This is a genomic window from Candidatus Accumulibacter contiguus (assembly GCF_012940005.1).
Lineage (GTDB): Bacteria > Pseudomonadota > Gammaproteobacteria > Burkholderiales > Rhodocyclaceae > Accumulibacter > Accumulibacter contiguus.
The window spans coordinates 15,306-31,764 of the sequence record NZ_SPMX01000006.1 but is presented as its reverse complement, the minus strand read 5'-3'; the positions used below and the strand labels follow the sequence as shown (position 1 = coordinate 31,764).

The following is a 16,459-nucleotide window of genomic DNA, read 5'->3' as shown; positions in this document are numbered from 1 at the left end:
ATCAGGTTTTGGCGGGTTGTTTGGCATGCACGGCCATGATCGTTTGCTGCATCAGCGCGCACAGGTTCTTCCTGCCATGGTTTACGGCAAACACTTCGGCGCGGGTAATGATCAGCGTTCGCCCGTAGCGGACCACTGATCCCTCGGCAATCAACAGTTGTCCTTCGGCCGGGGCCAGCAGGTTGAGCTTGTACTCGACGGTCAATACCCCGGTGTCGGCCGCCGTCAAGGTATTGGCGGCGTAACCCGCAGCAGAATCGGCAATCATACCGACGATGCCGCCGTGAATGTAGCCATGCTGCTGCGTGACTTCGGGTTTGTACGGTAGATGAATCTCGGTGTAACCCGCCTCGACCACCGCCATGCGGGCACCGATCAGGTTCATGGCCTGTTGCCGCGCAAAGCTGGCGTGGACGCGTTCGGCAAAGTGGGGATCCTGGGCTTTGTGCATGGCTGCAAATTGTAAGGTTGTAATCTCGAAGCTTGTGCCGAGTTGCTTTGGCGCAGGACGGCACGGAACTGAATCACGTGTAGAATGGTGCAGGCTCGACGCTGCCGGTAGTCAGCCTCTGAGCGCGCCCAGTGTATAGATTTCAGCGTTTTTTTACAATCCGCCCCGAGATGCTGCCAGATTATCCCTTTGCCACCCCACCCGCCGCTGGCGAGACCTTCGAGGTTTCTCCGGGTATCCACTGGCTGCGGATGCCGCTGCCCTTCGCCCTCAACCACATCAACCTCTGGCTGCTCGAAGACCATGCCGGGTGGACCATCGTCGATACGGGTTTCGCCCTCGATACGGTCAAGGAATGCTGGCAGCAAATCCTGTCCCGCCTGGTGTCGACGGCACGCGGCGGGAAAATCGTGCGCATCATCGTCACGCATTTCCACCCCGATCACCTTGGCCTTGCCGCCTGGTTGCAGGAGCGCACCGGTGCGCCGGTGTGCATGACGGTGGGCGAGTATCTGACAGCGCATGCGGTCTGGCACGAGGTGGGCGGCCACGGCAATCAGCCGATGTTGCAGCAGTTTCGTGCGCACGGCCTCGATGCCGACCGCTGCGCGGCACTGGAACGTCGCAGCGGTGGCTACAACCGCGGCGTACCGAGCCTGCCGACGCATTACCAGCGCCTGTTCGGTGGCGACCAGGTGGCCATTGGCGGACATCGCTGGCAAGTCCGCATCGGTTTCGGCCATTCGCCGGAACATGCGGCACTCTACTGCGCGGAACTCGGCGTGTTGATCTCCGGCGACATGCTCTTGCCAAAGATTTCGACCAATGTCAGTGTTTTTGCCGTCACGCCCCTGGCTGACTCGCTCGGCGACTACTTGCAGTCGATCGATCACTATCGCGAACTGCCTGCCGAAACCCTGGTCCTTCCCTCGCACGGACTGCCCTTCCACGGCATCGAGAACCGGGTCAATGCGCTGCACGCGCACCACCAGGAGCGCTTGCAGGTTCTTGAAGAGCACTGCACCACTCCACGCAGCGCTGCCGAGCTATTGATGACCTTGTTCTCGCGGGATCTCGATACGCATCAGACGATGTTCGCCATGGGCGAAGCGATAGCGCACCTGAATCGACTCGAACATGCCGGACGTCTGCTGCGCGTCGAGGACGCGCATGGGCTGGTCCGTTTTGTCCGGAGACAAGCAGCGGTATCGCCCGCCTGACCCGGAAACATCCGAGGAGCATGTTTCAGGGGTGCGCGGCGCGCCAGTCAGCCAGCGCTGCGAGTGCCATGTCGAAGGTCGGCAAGAGATCGACGCCGTCCAGTTTTACCAGCCGTTGAATGCCGGCGCCGCCGGCCCAGAGGGCTGCCTCCGGTGGCAGAACCATCCGCAACTGTTGCAGCAGGACGGCAATCTGGCGTTGCGGAAAAGCGACCGAGAAAGAGAGGGCAACGATGTCGGTGCGGTGCGCGCTGGCAGCGCGGCCGATTTCGAGCAAGGGCATCTGTGCGCCGAGAGGAATGCAATCGGCGCCTTCGAGCGCGAATAGCGCCTCGGCCATCAGCAGGCCGAGCACGTGCTGTTCGTCCGGTACGCTGGTAAGCAGGATGCGCGGCCTGCTCCGGCCGACGGGAAGCGTGGCGATGGCCTGGCGCAACAGGCGCTTGGTGAGTTCGGTAAACAGATGTTCATCGAATATCTCGAAGCTGCCGTCCTCCCAGGCTTCGCCGACGCGCCGGGTCAGCGGCGCCACCGAGTCCTGGACAAAACGTTGCAGGCCCTGTCGGGCAAGGCGCTGCTGCATGGCCTGCTGATAAGCGGCACCATCGCGCTGTTTGATCAGCGCGAGCAAAGCCCCGAGTTGCTCGACTTCCCCATTCTCCCCCGCAGCACGCGGCACCAGAGAACGCCCGGCAAGCCCGCTCAGTTCTTCCGTGGCTGTCGCGATCAGTTTCCCCGGCCGGTGGCCCTGATCCATCAGGCGTTTGATCAGGCGCAAGCGCTCGACCTGCTCGGCCGGGTAGCTGCGTTCGCCATTGGCGTCGCGGCATGGCGCCGGGAAACCATAACGGCGTTCCCAGACGCGCAGAACGTCCTTCGATAGGCCCGTGTCACGTTCGACGGCAGCTATGCCAAAATCGGGAATATTCATTTTTGTCCTGAACAAAAATTAGACAAATCGTTGACAAGTTTCAAACCGAGAGATAGGATAGCTAAAAATGGATAATTTGTCTAGGACAAAATTTCGGAAGGGTGGACATGATTGAGAATCTCTGGCGCTGCAGCGGATTGGCAGGGCTGCTGCTCCTTGCTTTGCCATGGCTCCCGGCGCTGCCTGCCCCGCGTTGCTCGACGACAGCTTTCCAGGCCTGCTCGACGGCAGGCCACAATCGCTCTGATCGGAATGCGGGCACCTTGGCAGAGCGAGTCGAAGCCGGTCGCCAGCGAACTGACGAGCGTCTGAGGTCGCGATGACTGCCCCACGCCTTCTGATCGGCCACGTGATGCACCGGCGCCTGCGACCGGCGGTGCATACCTTCGTCTACCCGGTATTCTTCGTGCAACTGCCGTTGGCCGACCTGGCCGCAGCCTGTGGTCCGCTTTTTGCGGTCGACCGCGGCAAGCTGCTGAGTTTTCACCAGAAGGACCATGGCCCGCGCGACGGCAGTCCGCTGTTGCCCTGGATGCAGAGCCTGCTGCGCGAGCGTGGTCTGCCCGACGATGGCGAAATCATCCTGCAATGCTTTCCTCGGGTTCTCGGCTACGTCTTCAACCCGGTCAGCTTCTGGTTCTGTCACAACCGTGCCGGCGAACTGATCGCCGTGCTTGCCGAAGTCAACAACACTTTCGGCGGCCATCACGGCTACCTGCTGCATCACCCAGACGCCGCGCCCCTGCTGGACGGTGAGGTGCTGCAGGCGAGCAAGGTGTTTCATGTCTCGCCGTTCTGCGAGGTCGAGGGAGGCTATCGCTTCCGCTTCGATCTGCAACGCCATTGCCCGCGCATGCGCATCGATTACGACGATACCCAGGGCGAACTCTTGTTGACTGCGATTTCGGGCAAGCCGCAGGCGTGGTCGACCCGGGCCTTGGCCTCCGCCCTTCTGCGCATGCCCATACTGACTTTGGGAATCATGGCCCGCATTCACTGGCAGGCGCTCAGATTGTGGCTCAAGGGCGTGCCTTTTCATGGCAGAAAAACCGATTTCCCATTACAGGAACCGAGCAAATGAATACCCTGACCCTGCGCCAGGCAGTGCCCCTGGCACGCGATGCCCGTCTGGTCTTCGACTTGCTGGAACGATTGCAAGGGGGTCTTCTCGAAGTGCGTCTGCCGGACGGTTCAAGCCGCCTGTTCGGCGACGGCGAGCACGGCGTCACTCTGCAGGTGCACGACGAGGCGATGTTCGCTCAGGTGCTTGCCCGTGGCGATATCGGCCTGGCCGCCGCCTATCTCGACGGCGCCTGGAATTCGCCGGATGTCACCGGTCTGCTGACCCTGCTTGCAAAAAACCGCTCTGCGCTACGCTTGGCGGTCTATGGGCGCTGGCGTCACCTGCTCGCCGCACGTATCCGCCACCTGCTCAACGGCAACAGCCGCGCCGGCAGCAAGCGCAACATCATGGCCCATTACGATCTCGGTAACGAGTTCTACAGACTTTGGCTGGACTCCGGCATGAGTTACTCCAGCGCGCTCTATGGCGGTGTGGACGCGGTCGATCTCGAAACCGCGCAGATCGCCAAGTATCGTCGCATCCTGAGCCGATTGCAGGCACAACCCGGACAAAGCGTTCTGGAAATCGGCTGCGGCTGGGGCGGTCTGGCGGAAATGGCCGTGCGGCAGGGCCTGCAGGTGACCGGCCTGACGCTCTCGCCGGCGCAGCTCGAATGGGCTCGCAAGCGCGTGCCGGAGGCCGACCTGCGGTTGCAGGACTATCGTGACACCCGTGAGAAGTATGACCACATCGTTTCGATCGAGATGTTCGAAGCCGTCGGCGAGCGCTGGTGGCCGACTTATTTCCGGACCCTCGCCAAGGCGCTGAAACCGGGCGGCCGCGCGGTGATCCAGAGCATCACCATCGGTGACGAGCTGTTTGCCGACTACCGCAAGGGTACCGACTTCATCCAGCAGTACATCTTCCCCGGCGGCATGCTGCCGTCGCCGTCGGCTTTCCGCGCCGCTGCCGCGCGGCAGGGGCTGGCGGTGCAGGGCGAACATGCCTTCGGTGAAGACTACGCGCGGACGCTGGCGGAATGGCGGCAAGCCTTTGACCGGAACTGGCCGCGGATTGCGGCGCTGGGTTTCGACGAACCATTCCGCCGCCTCTGGCGCCTGTACCTTTGCTATTGCGAGGCCGGCTTCCTGGCCGGAAACATCGATGTCTTCCATTTCGAACTCACGTATCGCTAGGCGCCGTTTATTGCTCGCGCTCGCCGCCTGGCCGCTGGCCGGACTGGCGAGCAGCGGCCCGGAAATCCTGACCGCCGGCTTCAAGCGCTGGGGTAGTGGCGAGTTCCGCCGCTTTGGCTTCCTCATCTACGAGGCGACCCTGTGGGCCGCCGGCGAAGATCCCGTGCGCCCGCCGCTGGCCTTGAAACTGACGTACAAGCGCCCCCGAGTTGCGAGCGGCCTTGCTCAAGCGGCCGCTTTCCTGAGCTGATGGGCACCGAACGTATCCTCGCCTACGGCCTGCTCGGTCTGCCGCTGGCTTTTGCGGCACTGCCGATCTACGTGCACGTGCCGCGTTTCTATGCGGAAGCGGCCGGCATGGAACTGGCGCTGCTCGGCGCCATCCTGCTCGGTGCGCGCCTGTTCGATGCCGGCATCGACCCCTGGCTGGGCTGGCTCGCCGACCGGGTGGCGCGCCCGACGATGGTGGCGCTGGCTTTGCCGCCTTTCGCCATCGGCTTCGTCGCGTTACTCAATCCGCCAGCGGAACATGCCGGTGTCTGGTTGCTGGGGTCGCTGGCCCTGACCTATGTCGGTTTCTCGGCCGCCTCGGTCGCCTACCAGGCATGGGGCGCGGATGTCGGTGTCGATTCCGGACTGCGCACGCGCTTGACCGCGGCCCGCGAAGGCTTCGGGCTGATCGGTGTGGTGCTGGCGGCAGCCTTGCCAGCGTTCCTGGCGGCAAACCTGAACGAAGGAATCTCCCGATTGAGCTGGGTGCTGCCACCGCTACTGCTGTTCGCCGCGGCGGCTACCTTCAGCCGGGTTGGTGCCGGGCGGCAAGTGCCAGCCATCAGCCCCCCCTTGTGGCCCAGCCTTCGGCAAGTTCTCGGCGATTCAACCTTCCGCCGCCTGCTTGGTGTCTTTGTCGCCAACGGCATCGCCGCTGCGCTACCGGCGACCCTGTTCCTGTTTTTTGTCGCCGACGTTCTGCAACTCGAAACGGAGAGTGGTCCCTTGCTGGCTCTGTACTTCGTCGCCGGCGCCGCGTCGCTGCCGCTGTGGGTGCAACTCTCGGCCCGTTTTGGCCGGGTCATCGTCTGGCTGGGCGCGATGGGGCTGTCCATCGTCGCCTTTGCCGGGGCAAGCCTGCTCGGCCCTGGTGATCTCTGGGCTTTTGCCGCCATCTGCCTCGCTTCCGGACTGGCGCTGGGAGCCGATCTCGCGCTACCAGCAGCGATTGCCGCCGACCTCGGCGACCGCCAGGGACAGGCCGGCGCCTGTTTCGGAGTCTGGAATCTGGTGGCCAAACTCAACCTCGCGCTCGCCGCCGGACTCGCTCTCCCGCTACTTTCCCTGCTTGGTTATGTGCCGGGTGGCGGTGGCGCGCAGGGGCTGGCTGCGCTGACTCTTGCCTATGCCCTCCTGCCGCTGGCTTTCAAGGCGCTGGCGGGCGCGCTGCTCTGGCGCTGGCGTCACTCTCTGGAGAATCTGACATGAAACTCTTGCTGGCTGCAGCCTTCCTGAGCCCGCTTGCGCTCGGCGTAGCGGGCTGCGCCTCGAACGGGGTCGAGCAATACCGTGCCGAGCAACCCGCTCTCGACCTAAAAACCTATCTGAATGGCACCCTCGACGCCTGGGGAATTTTCCAAGGACGCTCCGGCGAAGTGAAAAAGCGCTTCCACGTGGTGATCGAAGCCAAGTGGGAGGGTGATGTCGGCGTGCTTGACGAGAATTTCAAATGGTCGGACGGCAGCACCTCGCGCCGGGTGTGGACACTGACCCGGCAGGCCGATGGCAGTTTTCTGGGGCGCGCCGACGACGTCATCGGCGAGGCGGTCGGCGAAGTGGCCGGAAATGCGCTGCGATGGCGCTATGTACTGGCGCTGCCGGTTGATGGCAAGACCTATCATGTTGATTTTGACGACTGGATGTTCCTGATGGACGACCGGGTGATGCTCAATCGCTCGTCCATGCGCAAGTGGGGCTTCAACCTTGGCGAAGTCACGTTGACCTTCGTCAAGCGATGAACCCAACCATTCATGGCTGGCGTGGCCAACGCGTCAGAGCTTGCGTGGCGCGTTGGGTGGCGTCGATCCGGTGATCAACACGGGCTTCGTCGCGACGCCGCTGACCGCCAGGAACGACTTCCGGATGCCGGCGCTACTGACGCCAGAGCAGGCCGCAGTGGCGACGCTCGACGGCTTCAGGATGGGCAAGTTCGAGATTCATTATCCAAAACGTTTCACGCGGGTGCTGAAATGTCTGTCGCTGCTGCCCTATGGCTGGTATTTCCCACTGCTTCGCCGCATTACCGGAGGCTGAGGTGAACGTAGACGAACTCGTTTGTTTCTATCATGAGCTGTCGCTCGAAAGTGTGGCCCGCCTTCCCGAGTTCTACAGTCGCGACGCCTGGTTCAAGGATCCGTTCAACGAGGTGCGTGGTGTCGCAGCCCTCCAGCGCATCTTCGAACATATGTTTCGGCAGGTCGCCGAGCCGCGCTTCGTCATCACCGAGCAGGTGGTTGCTGAAAACGGCGCGATGCTGGTCTGGGAGTTCTTCTACCGTGTCCGCCTATGGGGCAAGGGCGAGGTGCAAGTCATGCGTGGCGTATCGCACCTGCAGTTCGATGACCAGGGCAAAGTCTGCTACCACCGCGATTACTGGGATACCGGCGAGGAACTGTACATGAAACTGCCCGTGCTCGGAACCTTGATGCGGGGCTTGCGGAGGGCTCTGGCAGCCTGAAAGGGTGGTAGAGCTGCGAATCGGATGCTGGCCCAAGATGTTTGTGGACAGCCTTTACGACGGGTGGAAGTTCCTGCCCCTGGATGAACGGCTAGGCGCTTACGTGCGGCGCCGAACAGACTGTCAGACGGATCTTCCCCCCTCGCTCTAATAATTTCAAGCACTTAGCTCATTTGTAGGCATGTAACGGTACTAATGTTTTCAAGCACTTAAACAGCTACGGGGGAAGACCCGTCAGAGCGATCAGGCCGTCGGCTTCGGCGGCAAACATGTCGGCCAAACCGGCGTCGTTGATCCAGGCCCGCGTACTCCCTGCTGCTCATACGGATCCCTTCGGCGCTGCTCGTTGTTCGTTGCGACGGTCTGGCAAGGCCCGATGACGGTGCCGGCGCCATTCCTGCCGGCGTGTTATCGCAGCCGGTTGTCGCCGGCCGGGTTTACTCGCGCAGGCGAATGTGCTGTGATTGGGGTGCTTCGCCCGGACGGTCGTCCGGCGGCTGGCGAGTCGCGACGGATTCCCCGATCTGCGTTCTCGCAAAGTTCTTCGGCAACCTGTCATCTTTCCCATCAACCCATCCCCTTCTCGAACTGGAGATAGAAATCATGAAGACCCCCCTGCTCATTGTTTCCGCCTTGCTTGCCGTGGCTGTCGCCGCCTGTGGTCAGAAGGACGAGCCCAAGACCGAGGCCGCCAAGACCGAGGCCGCGCGGCTCGCCAAGGAGTCTGCGCAGAAAGCGGAGGATGCCGCCAAGAAAGCCGGGGCGGCTGTCGGTGCCGCCGCCGACGCGACCAAGGAGGCCGTCAAGGATGCCGGTGCTGCCGCCAAGGAAAGTGCCGCAAGCGCCGGTGCGGACATCAAGGACAAGACCAAGGAGGTCGTTGCGGCGACCAAGGAGGCTGGCAAGGAGATGGTCGTCAAGGCGGCGGACGCCACCAAGGAAGCCGCCGAAAAGACGAAGGAAGCGGTGAGCAAGTAGGCGCCGGGAGTTTCCGCGCGCCCGACATGTGGTTCTGCCGGCGCGGCTCACGTCTTCATCCTGGCACGGCGTCGGCGCAAACCGGGTCGTGTCCGGCAGGTCGCGCCGGTTCCTCGCGAGCCGCCGTGTGTCGGCGGCTCGCCGGCCCGCACCGATCTCACGGCGATGGCTCTTCGCGGTTCCCGGCGGGCGCGGCGACATGGGCGCGCAGGTAAGGGAAGAACTTGCGGTCCTCACCCAGCATGTGTCGGGTGACGACATCATAGGCAAGAAACTGGAACACGTCGCCGACCCCCTGTTTGCCGGTCCGATAGTCGTCGAGCAGGCGACGCGCCTGCGCCACAAGTTCACGATGCAGGACGGCGTGCTCGGCGGCGCCGGGATAGCCGGCGGCGAGAATGACAGATTCCTCGTCGGCAAAGTGCTGGGCAACATCAGTCGTGAGCGTTTCGACAATCAGGTCCAAACGCCGCGCCTCGTATTGTCCGAGAATAGCCGCCAAAAGCTCGTTGGCGTCGGCGAAAAGCTGGCGATGACCGCGATCGACGAGTTCGTTGCCGCATTCGTACGCCGACTGCCAAACGAGCTGAACGAAGTTGGCGACCACGTATCCCTGGGTGTCCGCGGGCCGGACCGCTTCCGGTGCGAGCTGGACCTGGTTGCGGCCACCGGTCTTTGCCCGATAGAGCGCCTCGTCGGCGCGTTGGAACCACTCTTCCCAGGTTTCACCGGGGCTGCATTCGGCTGCGCCGATGCTGACGGTAAGCTGCCCGATCAACGGAAAAGCGGCACTCGCGATCTGCCCACGCAAGCGTTCGGCAAGCAGCGCCGCCGTAGACCGGCCGGTGTTCGGGCAAACGACGACGAACTCCTCACCGCCCCAGCGCGCGAGGGCGTCCGTTCCCCGCAGGCGGCTCTGCAGCATTGAGGTCACGGCCTGCAGGATCTGGTCGCCGACGCCATGACCATGCTGGTCATTGATCGCCTTGAAGTGATCGATGTCGACAAGCAGCAGGCTCAGCGGCTGTTCGTATCGGTTCAGGCGGTCCATCTCGCTGCGAACGCATTCCTCGAGCCGCCGCCGGTTCCACGCGCCGGTGAGTTTGTCGGTGCTGGCCACCTGTTCGAGTTCGACGACCGTTCGCTGCAGTTCCTGATTCTCCTGGCGCAGGCGATCGAGTGTCTGCTGCATGGACGGGATCTCCGGCGATGGGAGCGTCTCATGGACGATCGAGGCAATCGACTGTAGCTTGTGGTCGGTGCCGAAGACTGACAGGTTGATCCACCGGCAACGGCTGATCCTGCCGTCGACGGGTATCTCGACTTCCTCGTACGCTGCCGGCGCACCGTCGAGGATGCGCTGGTCGCAACGGGCGAGCTGTGCCAGCAGGTGAGTCGGCAGGACATCGCTCTCCGATCGCCCAAGCAGACGCGTCGGACCCTGGCCGAGCAGTCGTTCCATCTCCCGGTTGGCCAGCCGGTAACGACCATCCAGGCCTTTGAGGCCGAAACCGACACCCGCGCTCGCGGGCATCAACAGCGACAGCAGTCCTGTCATCGGGATTACGTGATCCTCGGCGAGGGTGCGGATCAACTCGTCGTCGTTCATCGTAACTGGGGCCCGGTCTGTCTGCTGTTTGCAGGCTGCGGACGCGGGGCGAGGATGACCTGGTTGCGCCCCTGCGTCTTGGCCAGGTAGAGCGCGCGGTCTGCCCGGTTGACGAAGTCCGCTTTGGCGGCTTCGCCGCCAGCAGACTCGGGCTCGCTCAGGGTATCGCTCCAGTCCTCGAGCGAATCGCCGAAGCGCGAGACCTCGTGGCCCATTTGCGCGGCTGATTCGGAAACCTGATCCATGAGGTGGCCGACGCTTTCGCCGATGCGCAGGGCGGTTGCCGTGCCGAATTCCGCTGTGTAGCGGTCATAGAGGGCGTAGACGTCCGCGTCGTCCAGCCGCCGGCTGCGCTGCAGCAACTCATCGACTTCCGCCTGCAGATGCGGGTTGATGCCCGCTACATCCTGGTACCAGACGGCATGGCTCGCTGGGTGAAGAGGCGCCTGTTGCTGAGTCATGTGCTTGACGGCAAAACGCAGATACTCGGAGCTCTGCGTGGTTCTGTGGTGATTCCTCATTGTTGCCTCGCAATGTTGGTCTTGTCCGGACCGTCGACAGGGACTGTAGCGCACTTCGTGTCTTGTTTCGATGGCAGACTGATGCTGCCGTCGCGCAGGAGCATTTGCATCGCATCGGGTGGCAGCAGCTGGCTGAGAAGATAGCCCTGCAGCTTCGGGCATCCCGCCTTACAGCCCCTGCACTTGTCGCGACTCGGGCTCCATCAGAATGTTTTCGGTCAGTTCCAGCTCGAGTTGCTCGGTATTGATGCCAGTTTCGGCAATCGTCGCCGCAACGCTCGCGAGGAAATCGGGTGCGCGTAACTGGCGTGCCGCCAGCGCCGAACGCCAGACGTAGCGCGCCCGATGGCCGAAGATCGGCCAGTTGATCGGCTTGGCGACAAAGTCGTTGGCGCCGGATGGTGGCGTGTCCGCTGCCACGCACTTGCGGCAACACCCAGCGCTGGCACTTGGCGTAGAATGGCCGCATCATGAGTTCGACTCACCTTCCCGACTACGCTGGCGGCAGCATCGTCAATCTGGTGCAGAGCATCGCCACGGCCTGCGGCAGCACCAGCAGTCCATATCCACCGCTGCCTGCGTTGTCGGCGGCGCAACTGGGCCGGGCGCGGCATATCGTACTGCTGGTCATCGATGGGCTGGGGCAACGGACGCTGGCCAGACACGCCAGCAGCCCACATCTGCAACACCACCTGCTCGGCAGCATGACTTCGGTTTTTCCGTCGACCACTGCCAGCGCCATCACCACCTTCATGACCGGCCTCGCGCCGGCGCAGCACGGTCTCACCGGTTGGCATATGCATCTGGACGAGATCGACCAGACCCTGGCAATCCTGCCGCTGACACCCCGACTGGGGCCGCCCCGGCTGTCGCCGGCCGCTCTGCCGTCGCGCCTGTTCGAGCATCCGTCGCTGTTTCAGAGGCTGGATCGCGAGTCCTGGGTGGTGGCGCCACAGAGCATCGTCGGCAGCGCCTTCAACGCCTGGCACTCGCGTGCGGCGCAGACGCTTGCCTACAGCTCGGTCGCCGAGATGTTTGCCTGTCTGGGCGAACTGCTGCAGGAAACGACCCGCTCGCGCTATGTCTATGCATACTACCCCGACCTCGACAGCTGTTCGCATCATTACGGCACCGACAGCCGCCAGGCACAACAGACGCTGAGCGCAGTTGACACCCTGTTCGGTGAGTTGCTGCGCAAGCTGCGCGGCAGCAATACCTGGGTGCTGCTCACCGCCGACCATGGTTTCATTGATTCTCCCCCCCGCCGAGTCATCAGTCTCGACGACCATCCACAGCTCGCCGCACTGCTGCTCCGGCCCTTGTGCGGTGAGCGCCGGGTCGCCTATTGCTACGTCGCCGCGGCTGATCGGCCAGCTTTCGAAGACTATGTGCGCCGCCATCTTGCCCGCGCTGCCCACCTCTACGCCAGCGACCGGCTGATCGCAGGCGGCTGGTTCGGTCCTCCACCCCACCATCCGCGCCTCGCATCCCGGATCGGCGACTACACCCTGGTGATGAAGGACAACTGGACGATCAAGGACTGGCTGCCGGGAGAAAAGCATTTTGCAATGCTCGGCGTACATGGCGGCATCAGTAGCAGCGAAATGCGCGTTCCGCTGATCGCGCTGCTGGCCTAACGGTCATTCATGACTTGTTGACTGCCAGGAGCAGCGGCTTGCCCCACGTATAGCGTATACATTCCACAAGGAGTTTAGCAATGGCCAACGACCCTGCCAAAACCGCACACACCGATCGTCTGATCGCCGACGCCATCCGCAACCGCCTTGGCCGCGAGGCGGGCTATCGTGAACAGGCTCTGAAAATCTACCCGTGGATCTGTGGTCGCTGCGCCCGTGAGTTCACGCAACAGAATCTGCGCGAACTCACCGTTCACCACCGCGACCACAATCACGATAACAACCCCGGCGATGGCAGCAACTGGGAGCTGTTATGCCTCTATTGCCACGATAACGAACACGCCAGGGAACTCGACGCCGCAGCGGCACGCCAAGCCGGAATCACTTCGCTTGGCACGACCGCCAAGGCGCCGGCGACAGCGCAACCGTTCGCGAATCTCAAGGATCTCCTGAAAGGCCGCTGACCCTGCGCTGCCAGGCTGCCCGGACGAGTGCCGGTTGCCGGTTCGGCGAGCTGGCGTACCCTTGCGCGCTGTTTTCAGGCAAAATTCGATTCCCTGCCGGCCGGCACCGTGCCGCCTGGCAATATTTCTGGCAAATCACGCTCGGCCACCGCTGTGCATCGTATGTGGGAGCAAGACAGAGTGCGCAATGAAGACTGCTTCCGCATCCTCGAGGACATCGCCCGCGACCTGTCCGGCGAGGTCGTTTCTTTTCCGACTTTCCTCGATATCACCTTTCAGGTGCGTACCGCGCTCAGGAAACCCGATCTGACCATCGAACATCTGGGGAGGCTGATCAGCGCCGAGCCCTTGATGAGCACCAAGATCATCCGTCTGGCCAATTCGGTGGCGATGAACCCATCCGGAAGGGCCATCGTCGACGTCAATAGCGCGATTGCCCGGGTCGGCATGGAGGTCGTGCGCAGCGTTTCCTTTGCCGTGGCCATGGAACAACTGCTGAGTTCGAAGAAGATGGCACCATTCGAAGTGCTGTCGAAGCGCCTGTGGGAACACACCATGCAGGTTGCCGCACTGTCACGCGTCCTGGCGCGCCGGCTGACCAAGGTCAGTCCCGACGAAGCGATGTTCGCCGGCCTGGTGCATGACCTGGGTGTTTTCTATCTGCTCTCGCGGGCCGTGAATTTCCCTGCCCTGGTCGACGAACCCGCTGAACTGCATGAGTTGCTGGTGCAATGGCATGACAGTATCGGACACGCATTGCTGGCGGCGATGGGGATGCCGGAGGAATTGCTGGTGGTGGTGCAGGAGCACGAACAGGATCGTACGATAGTCACCCTGAAAACGCTGGGGGACGTGCTGTTCGTCGCCAACAAGCTGGCCAATGTGCAGCATGGATGGCGGGACAGCCTGTTTTGCGAGCCCCTTGACCCCGCCAGGTTGTCGGAGTTGTTCGACGCCGAGGCACTCAAGGCTGTGCTTGCCGAGTCCACAGAAGATCTGGCCTCGCTGAAGAGCGCACTCAGTACCTGATCTCGCCGAAAGGCGCTTCCCGAGCAGCCGCTCGCTCGATGACTGCCCGCGCAGCGCGCTACAGCCGCCGGATCATTGCGAGCAGACCGGTGGTCGATGTCTGGTGAATGAACGGCAAGGACAGTACACGCCCACCCCAGCCGCTCACTTCTTCATTGCCGACGATTCTCTCGACCGGCCAGTCGCCACCCTTGACGAGGATGTCGGGCCGGCAATCGAGAATGCGCTGCAAGGGCGTATCTTCCTCAAACCAGGTTACCAGCGTGACGGATTCGAGAGCGGCAATGACCGCCAGACGATCGCGCAGGGGATTGACCGGACGGTCGTCGCCTTTGCCAAGTCGTTTGACCGAAGCATCGGAGTTCAGCGCAACGATCAGCGCCGCGCCGAGTGCGCGGGCTTCGGCGAGGAGGTTGACATGGCCGCGGTGCAGCAGGTCGAAGCAGCCGTTGGTGAACACCAGCGGACGCGGTGCGCCGGTAATGCGCGCAGCGAGTTCGCCGGGGGAAACGATCTTGCTTTCGAAAGCAGGCGCTTTGATCGATGGTCTAGGCGTTGGATCGGGCATGGGTGACTCCACAAAGGCGCTCATCGTACAGGCTTTCCAAATTCGCGCGCAGCACCGATATGATTACTTCTACATTAACAGATTCTAATCGAAAGAGCGTTTGGCAGCAGATGAACGCGGCACTGCGGACGTACGATCCCGTGTATGCGATGCGCAGCCGTGCAGCGGCAGAATAAACAGACCCCGCTGCAGCGGGGTCTGTATGAGTGGTGTGATTACGCTTGTTTGCGGCGGCTGAATCCGAGTCCTGCCAGACCAAGGCTAAGGAGCGCAAGAGAGGCGGGTTCGGGAACCGCGTCAGTGAACGAAATATTGTCTATCGCCTCGAGCAGACCGATCGGTGTTCCGTCCGCCTTCCCGTACCAGAACAGCGCGCTGTCGAAACTGGCAGTCGAAATGCCGATCGACTGGTCGGTCAGGTCGTTGCGGTTCATGACCACGCTCGCGAGACCAACAGAAGTGACGCCGCTGAACACTTCCAGCCAGGCTCGATCACCGGGGGCTGAGCAGCAAGCATCATCGTTGCCGAAAAACAAGTTGAGTGAACTCTTATCCGTGTCGAAGACGATCTTGATCCGGCTTGCGTCGTCAATAGGCGCCTGAAGATTCTGGCTCACCACGGTCTGGTCGGGATGGACCCGCAAGTCCGTCCCGATCGTGTCGAAGAAGTGCACTCCCGCGTCGCCAACCGAAGTAAATCCGTTGGCTTTGGGGCCTAGCGTATCGCCTTCGAAGTCGATAAAGCCGGCCATCGCAGACGTGCTCAAGAGCAGCAACAAGGCCGCCACCCCACAAATCACCCTGCTCTTCATAGCCAACATTTTTATTGGTTTCATTTGGCTTCTCCTTGATTTGAGCGTGTTAAAAAAACCATCCTTAATTAGATGATGTTCGCGGCCCGGATGTGACCTTCGGTGACTTGCCGCTCGAAAGTCCGGGAGTACAGGCTGTCGCCCCGGTCGGCGGTGGTCACTTCCATGCCGATGATGTCCTTGGTCGTTTCGTCTACGGCCAGATCAGATCGTCAGATTGCCGCGGCTGACCAGCGCTCGGTCGTACTTCGAACAGTTCGTCACCCGATACCGCTGTTTGAGCCCCACCTCGCCCGTGCCGCCTTCACCCGCATGGCCATCTCGCACCCTCTGCTTGCCGCCAAACCCGGAACCCCGGAGGCTCATGTCAATATACTACACCAACACCCTGAAGACTTCAGGTAATATGATTTTTAACAATGGCTTAAATAATTATACTGCGCACAACGGAGGGCGCAAGGGAAAACATGCAAGCCGCGATGTAAATAATCTCCGATACTTTCTATAGATCTCCATCTTTTTCAGGGTGGCTGTATTCCGCGCACGAAGCCATGCTTTTTCGGTATCGTTTGCTATCCGGAAGATGCTGCTACGAGGCCAGGCACATGCGTTATCGCTACCCACTGCACATCCATATCTCGACACTGTTTCTGGCGCTGATTCTTCTCGTTGGCGGTGTTCTCGGGGGAATTGGCTACCAGCTCAGCAGCAATCTGCTGGAAGAGTCCGCCGCCGACCTGACGGCACGCATCAGCCGTGCGGCACTGCTGGAGATGCGGCGCATCATCGAACCGGCGGAGGTGGCCGCCCGCCTGTTGAGCCTGCAGCGGGTGACCCGTGCGACCTCGCTCAGGGAGCGTCTCGACAGCCTGGAGTTCATTCGGCAGGCGCTCGACAGTTCGCCGGCCCTGTCTTCGCTCTATATCGGCTACGAAAATGGCGACTTCTTCCTGCTTGGACGGATCGGCCATGGCAGCGTCAGCGAAGCCGCACGAGCGCCGGCCGGCGCGAGCTACGTGGTGCAGAGCATCGAACAGCTGGGGGGGGCAGCGGCAGGGTCGATTCATCTATCTCGATTCGGCACTGCAGACTCTGCGCGACGACGACCGTCCGGACTACGCTGCGGCCTATGATCCGCGGGACCGGATCTGGTATAAGCAAGGACTGGCCTCTCGGACGCAGGTCAAGACCGCCCCGTACCTGTTTTTCTCGAGCCGGCGGGTCGGCACGACGCTGGCCAGCCGCGCCGGCG

At 62.3% G+C, this 16,459-nt stretch carries 19 protein-coding genes and 2 pseudogenes; 13 read left to right on the top strand and 8 right to left on the bottom strand.

Translation table 11 applies throughout. From position 1 onward, the window contains the following. Nucleotide 1: 1 nt before the first annotated feature. The gene (locus E4Q08_RS02080) at nt 2-451 is read right to left on the bottom strand and encodes a PaaI family thioesterase (RefSeq protein ID WP_034916201.1); all 450 of its coding nucleotides are present in this window, start codon (nt 449-451) and stop codon (nt 2-4) included. 170 nt (nt 452-621) lie between these two features. On the opposite strand from E4Q08_RS02080, the gene E4Q08_RS02075 reads away from it, so the two are divergent. Next, nucleotides 622-1,671 carry an MBL fold metallo-hydrolase gene (locus E4Q08_RS02075; RefSeq protein ID WP_034916199.1) on the top strand — a complete coding sequence of 350 codons (1,050 nt, stop codon included), beginning with the start codon at nt 622-624 and terminating at the stop codon, nt 1,669-1,671. A gap of 25 nt (nt 1,672-1,696) precedes the next feature. Here E4Q08_RS02075 and E4Q08_RS02070 read toward each other — a convergent pair whose 3' ends face one another. Beyond that, nucleotides 1,697-2,602: a MerR family transcriptional regulator gene (locus E4Q08_RS02070; protein WP_034916197.1), complete on the bottom strand. Its 906-nt coding sequence runs from the start codon at nt 2,600-2,602 to the stop codon at nt 1,697-1,699. A 319-nt stretch (nt 2,603-2,921) separates the two neighbouring features. Here E4Q08_RS02070 and E4Q08_RS02065 point away from each other — a divergent pair, with 319 nt between their 5' ends. The 8 genes and pseudogenes from E4Q08_RS02065 to E4Q08_RS02030 all read left to right on the top strand — a co-directional run bounded on the left by E4Q08_RS02065 (nt 2,922) and on the right by E4Q08_RS02030 (nt 8,567). Beyond that, a complete protein-coding gene (locus tag E4Q08_RS02065) occupies nt 2,922-3,683 on the top strand; it encodes a DUF1365 domain-containing protein (RefSeq protein WP_034916195.1) in 762 nt (253 codons plus the stop codon). Next, the gene (locus E4Q08_RS02060; protein WP_034916193.1) at nt 3,680-4,861 is read left to right on the top strand and encodes an SAM-dependent methyltransferase; all 1,182 of its coding nucleotides are present in this window, start codon (nt 3,680-3,682) and stop codon (nt 4,859-4,861) included. Before E4Q08_RS02065 ends, E4Q08_RS02060 begins: the two co-directional genes overlap by 4 nt. Further along, the gene (locus E4Q08_RS02055; protein ID WP_211203280.1) at nt 4,830-5,111 is read left to right on the top strand and encodes a hypothetical protein; all 282 of its coding nucleotides are present in this window, start codon (nt 4,830-4,832) and stop codon (nt 5,109-5,111) included. The genes E4Q08_RS02060 and E4Q08_RS02055 overlap by 32 nt, the downstream gene beginning before the upstream one ends. Further along, nucleotides 5,111-6,340: an MFS transporter gene (locus E4Q08_RS02050; RefSeq protein WP_034916191.1), complete on the top strand. Its 1,230-nt coding sequence runs from the start codon at nt 5,111-5,113 to the stop codon at nt 6,338-6,340. The genes E4Q08_RS02055 and E4Q08_RS02050 overlap by 1 nt, the downstream gene beginning before the upstream one ends. Beyond that, nucleotides 6,337-6,870, top strand: a complete 534-nt coding sequence (locus tag E4Q08_RS02045) for a DUF3833 domain-containing protein (protein WP_169069157.1) — start codon at nt 6,337-6,339, stop codon at nt 6,868-6,870. The genes E4Q08_RS02050 and E4Q08_RS02045 overlap by 4 nt, the downstream gene beginning before the upstream one ends. Nucleotides 6,871-6,940: 70 nt before the next feature. Then, nucleotides 6,941-7,165: pseudogene (locus tag E4Q08_RS02040) on the top strand (SDR family NAD(P)-dependent oxidoreductase); the annotation flags it as partial. Next, the gene (locus E4Q08_RS02035) at nt 7,122-7,589 is read left to right on the top strand and encodes a nuclear transport factor 2 family protein (RefSeq protein WP_169069156.1); all 468 of its coding nucleotides are present in this window, start codon (nt 7,122-7,124) and stop codon (nt 7,587-7,589) included. The pseudogene E4Q08_RS02040 and the gene E4Q08_RS02035, both read left to right, overlap by 44 nt. A gap of 603 nt (nt 7,590-8,192) precedes the next feature. Continuing rightward, complete coding sequence (locus tag E4Q08_RS02030) at nt 8,193-8,567, top strand: hypothetical protein (RefSeq protein WP_034916182.1); 375 nt, start codon at nt 8,193-8,195, stop codon at nt 8,565-8,567. Nucleotides 8,568-8,724: 157 nt separating this feature from the next. Here E4Q08_RS02030 and E4Q08_RS02025 read toward each other — a convergent pair whose 3' ends face one another. The 3 genes from E4Q08_RS02025 to E4Q08_RS02015 all read right to left on the bottom strand — a co-directional run bounded on the left by E4Q08_RS02025 (nt 8,725) and on the right by E4Q08_RS02015 (nt 11,117). Continuing rightward, complete coding sequence (locus tag E4Q08_RS02025) at nt 8,725-10,176, bottom strand: diguanylate cyclase (RefSeq protein ID WP_169069155.1); 1,452 nt, start codon at nt 10,174-10,176, stop codon at nt 8,725-8,727. Further along, nucleotides 10,173-10,697, bottom strand: coding sequence for a hypothetical protein (locus E4Q08_RS02020; RefSeq protein WP_169069154.1), 525 nt, complete (start codon nt 10,695-10,697; stop codon nt 10,173-10,175). Before E4Q08_RS02020 ends, E4Q08_RS02025 begins: the two co-directional genes overlap by 4 nt. A gap of 168 nt (nt 10,698-10,865) precedes the next feature. Next, nucleotides 10,866-11,117, bottom strand: a complete 252-nt coding sequence (locus E4Q08_RS02015; protein WP_034916177.1) for a hypothetical protein — start codon at nt 11,115-11,117, stop codon at nt 10,866-10,868. A 50-nt stretch (nt 11,118-11,167) separates the two neighbouring features. On the opposite strand from E4Q08_RS02015, the gene E4Q08_RS02010 reads away from it, so the two are divergent. The 3 genes from E4Q08_RS02010 to E4Q08_RS02000 all read left to right on the top strand — a co-directional run bounded on the left by E4Q08_RS02010 (nt 11,168) and on the right by E4Q08_RS02000 (nt 13,827). Beyond that, nucleotides 11,168-12,334, top strand: coding sequence for an alkaline phosphatase family protein (locus E4Q08_RS02010; RefSeq protein WP_034916175.1), 1,167 nt, complete (start codon nt 11,168-11,170; stop codon nt 12,332-12,334). 80 nt (nt 12,335-12,414) lie between these two features. After that, nucleotides 12,415-12,798: a YajD family HNH nuclease gene (locus E4Q08_RS02005; RefSeq protein WP_034916172.1), complete on the top strand. Its 384-nt coding sequence runs from the start codon at nt 12,415-12,417 to the stop codon at nt 12,796-12,798. Between the two features lie 180 nt (nt 12,799-12,978). Further along, nucleotides 12,979-13,827, top strand: coding sequence for an HDOD domain-containing protein (locus E4Q08_RS02000; RefSeq protein WP_169069153.1), 849 nt, complete (start codon nt 12,979-12,981; stop codon nt 13,825-13,827). Between the two features lie 58 nt (nt 13,828-13,885). Here the strand turns inward: E4Q08_RS02000 and E4Q08_RS01995 are convergent, their stop codons facing one another. From E4Q08_RS01995 to E4Q08_RS01985, 3 genes and pseudogenes are all read right to left on the bottom strand, one after another. Beyond that, nucleotides 13,886-14,395 (bottom strand): adenylyltransferase/cytidyltransferase family protein, encoded by a 510-nt coding sequence (locus E4Q08_RS01995; protein ID WP_169069152.1) that lies wholly within the window; start codon nt 14,393-14,395, stop codon nt 13,886-13,888. Between the two features lie 215 nt (nt 14,396-14,610). Then, a complete protein-coding gene (locus E4Q08_RS24310; protein WP_248594637.1) occupies nt 14,611-15,231 on the bottom strand; it encodes a PEP-CTERM sorting domain-containing protein in 621 nt (206 codons plus the stop codon). Between the two features lie 183 nt (nt 15,232-15,414). Continuing rightward, nucleotides 15,415-15,527: pseudogene (locus E4Q08_RS01985) on the bottom strand (IS5/IS1182 family transposase); the annotation flags it as partial. 285 nt (nt 15,528-15,812) lie between these two features. Between E4Q08_RS01985 and E4Q08_RS24305 the strand changes: the two are divergent. Next, nucleotides 15,813-16,340 carry a hypothetical protein gene (locus E4Q08_RS24305; protein WP_248594636.1) on the top strand — a complete coding sequence of 176 codons (528 nt, stop codon included), beginning with the start codon at nt 15,813-15,815 and terminating at the stop codon, nt 16,338-16,340. Nucleotides 16,341-16,459 lie beyond the last annotated feature (119 nt).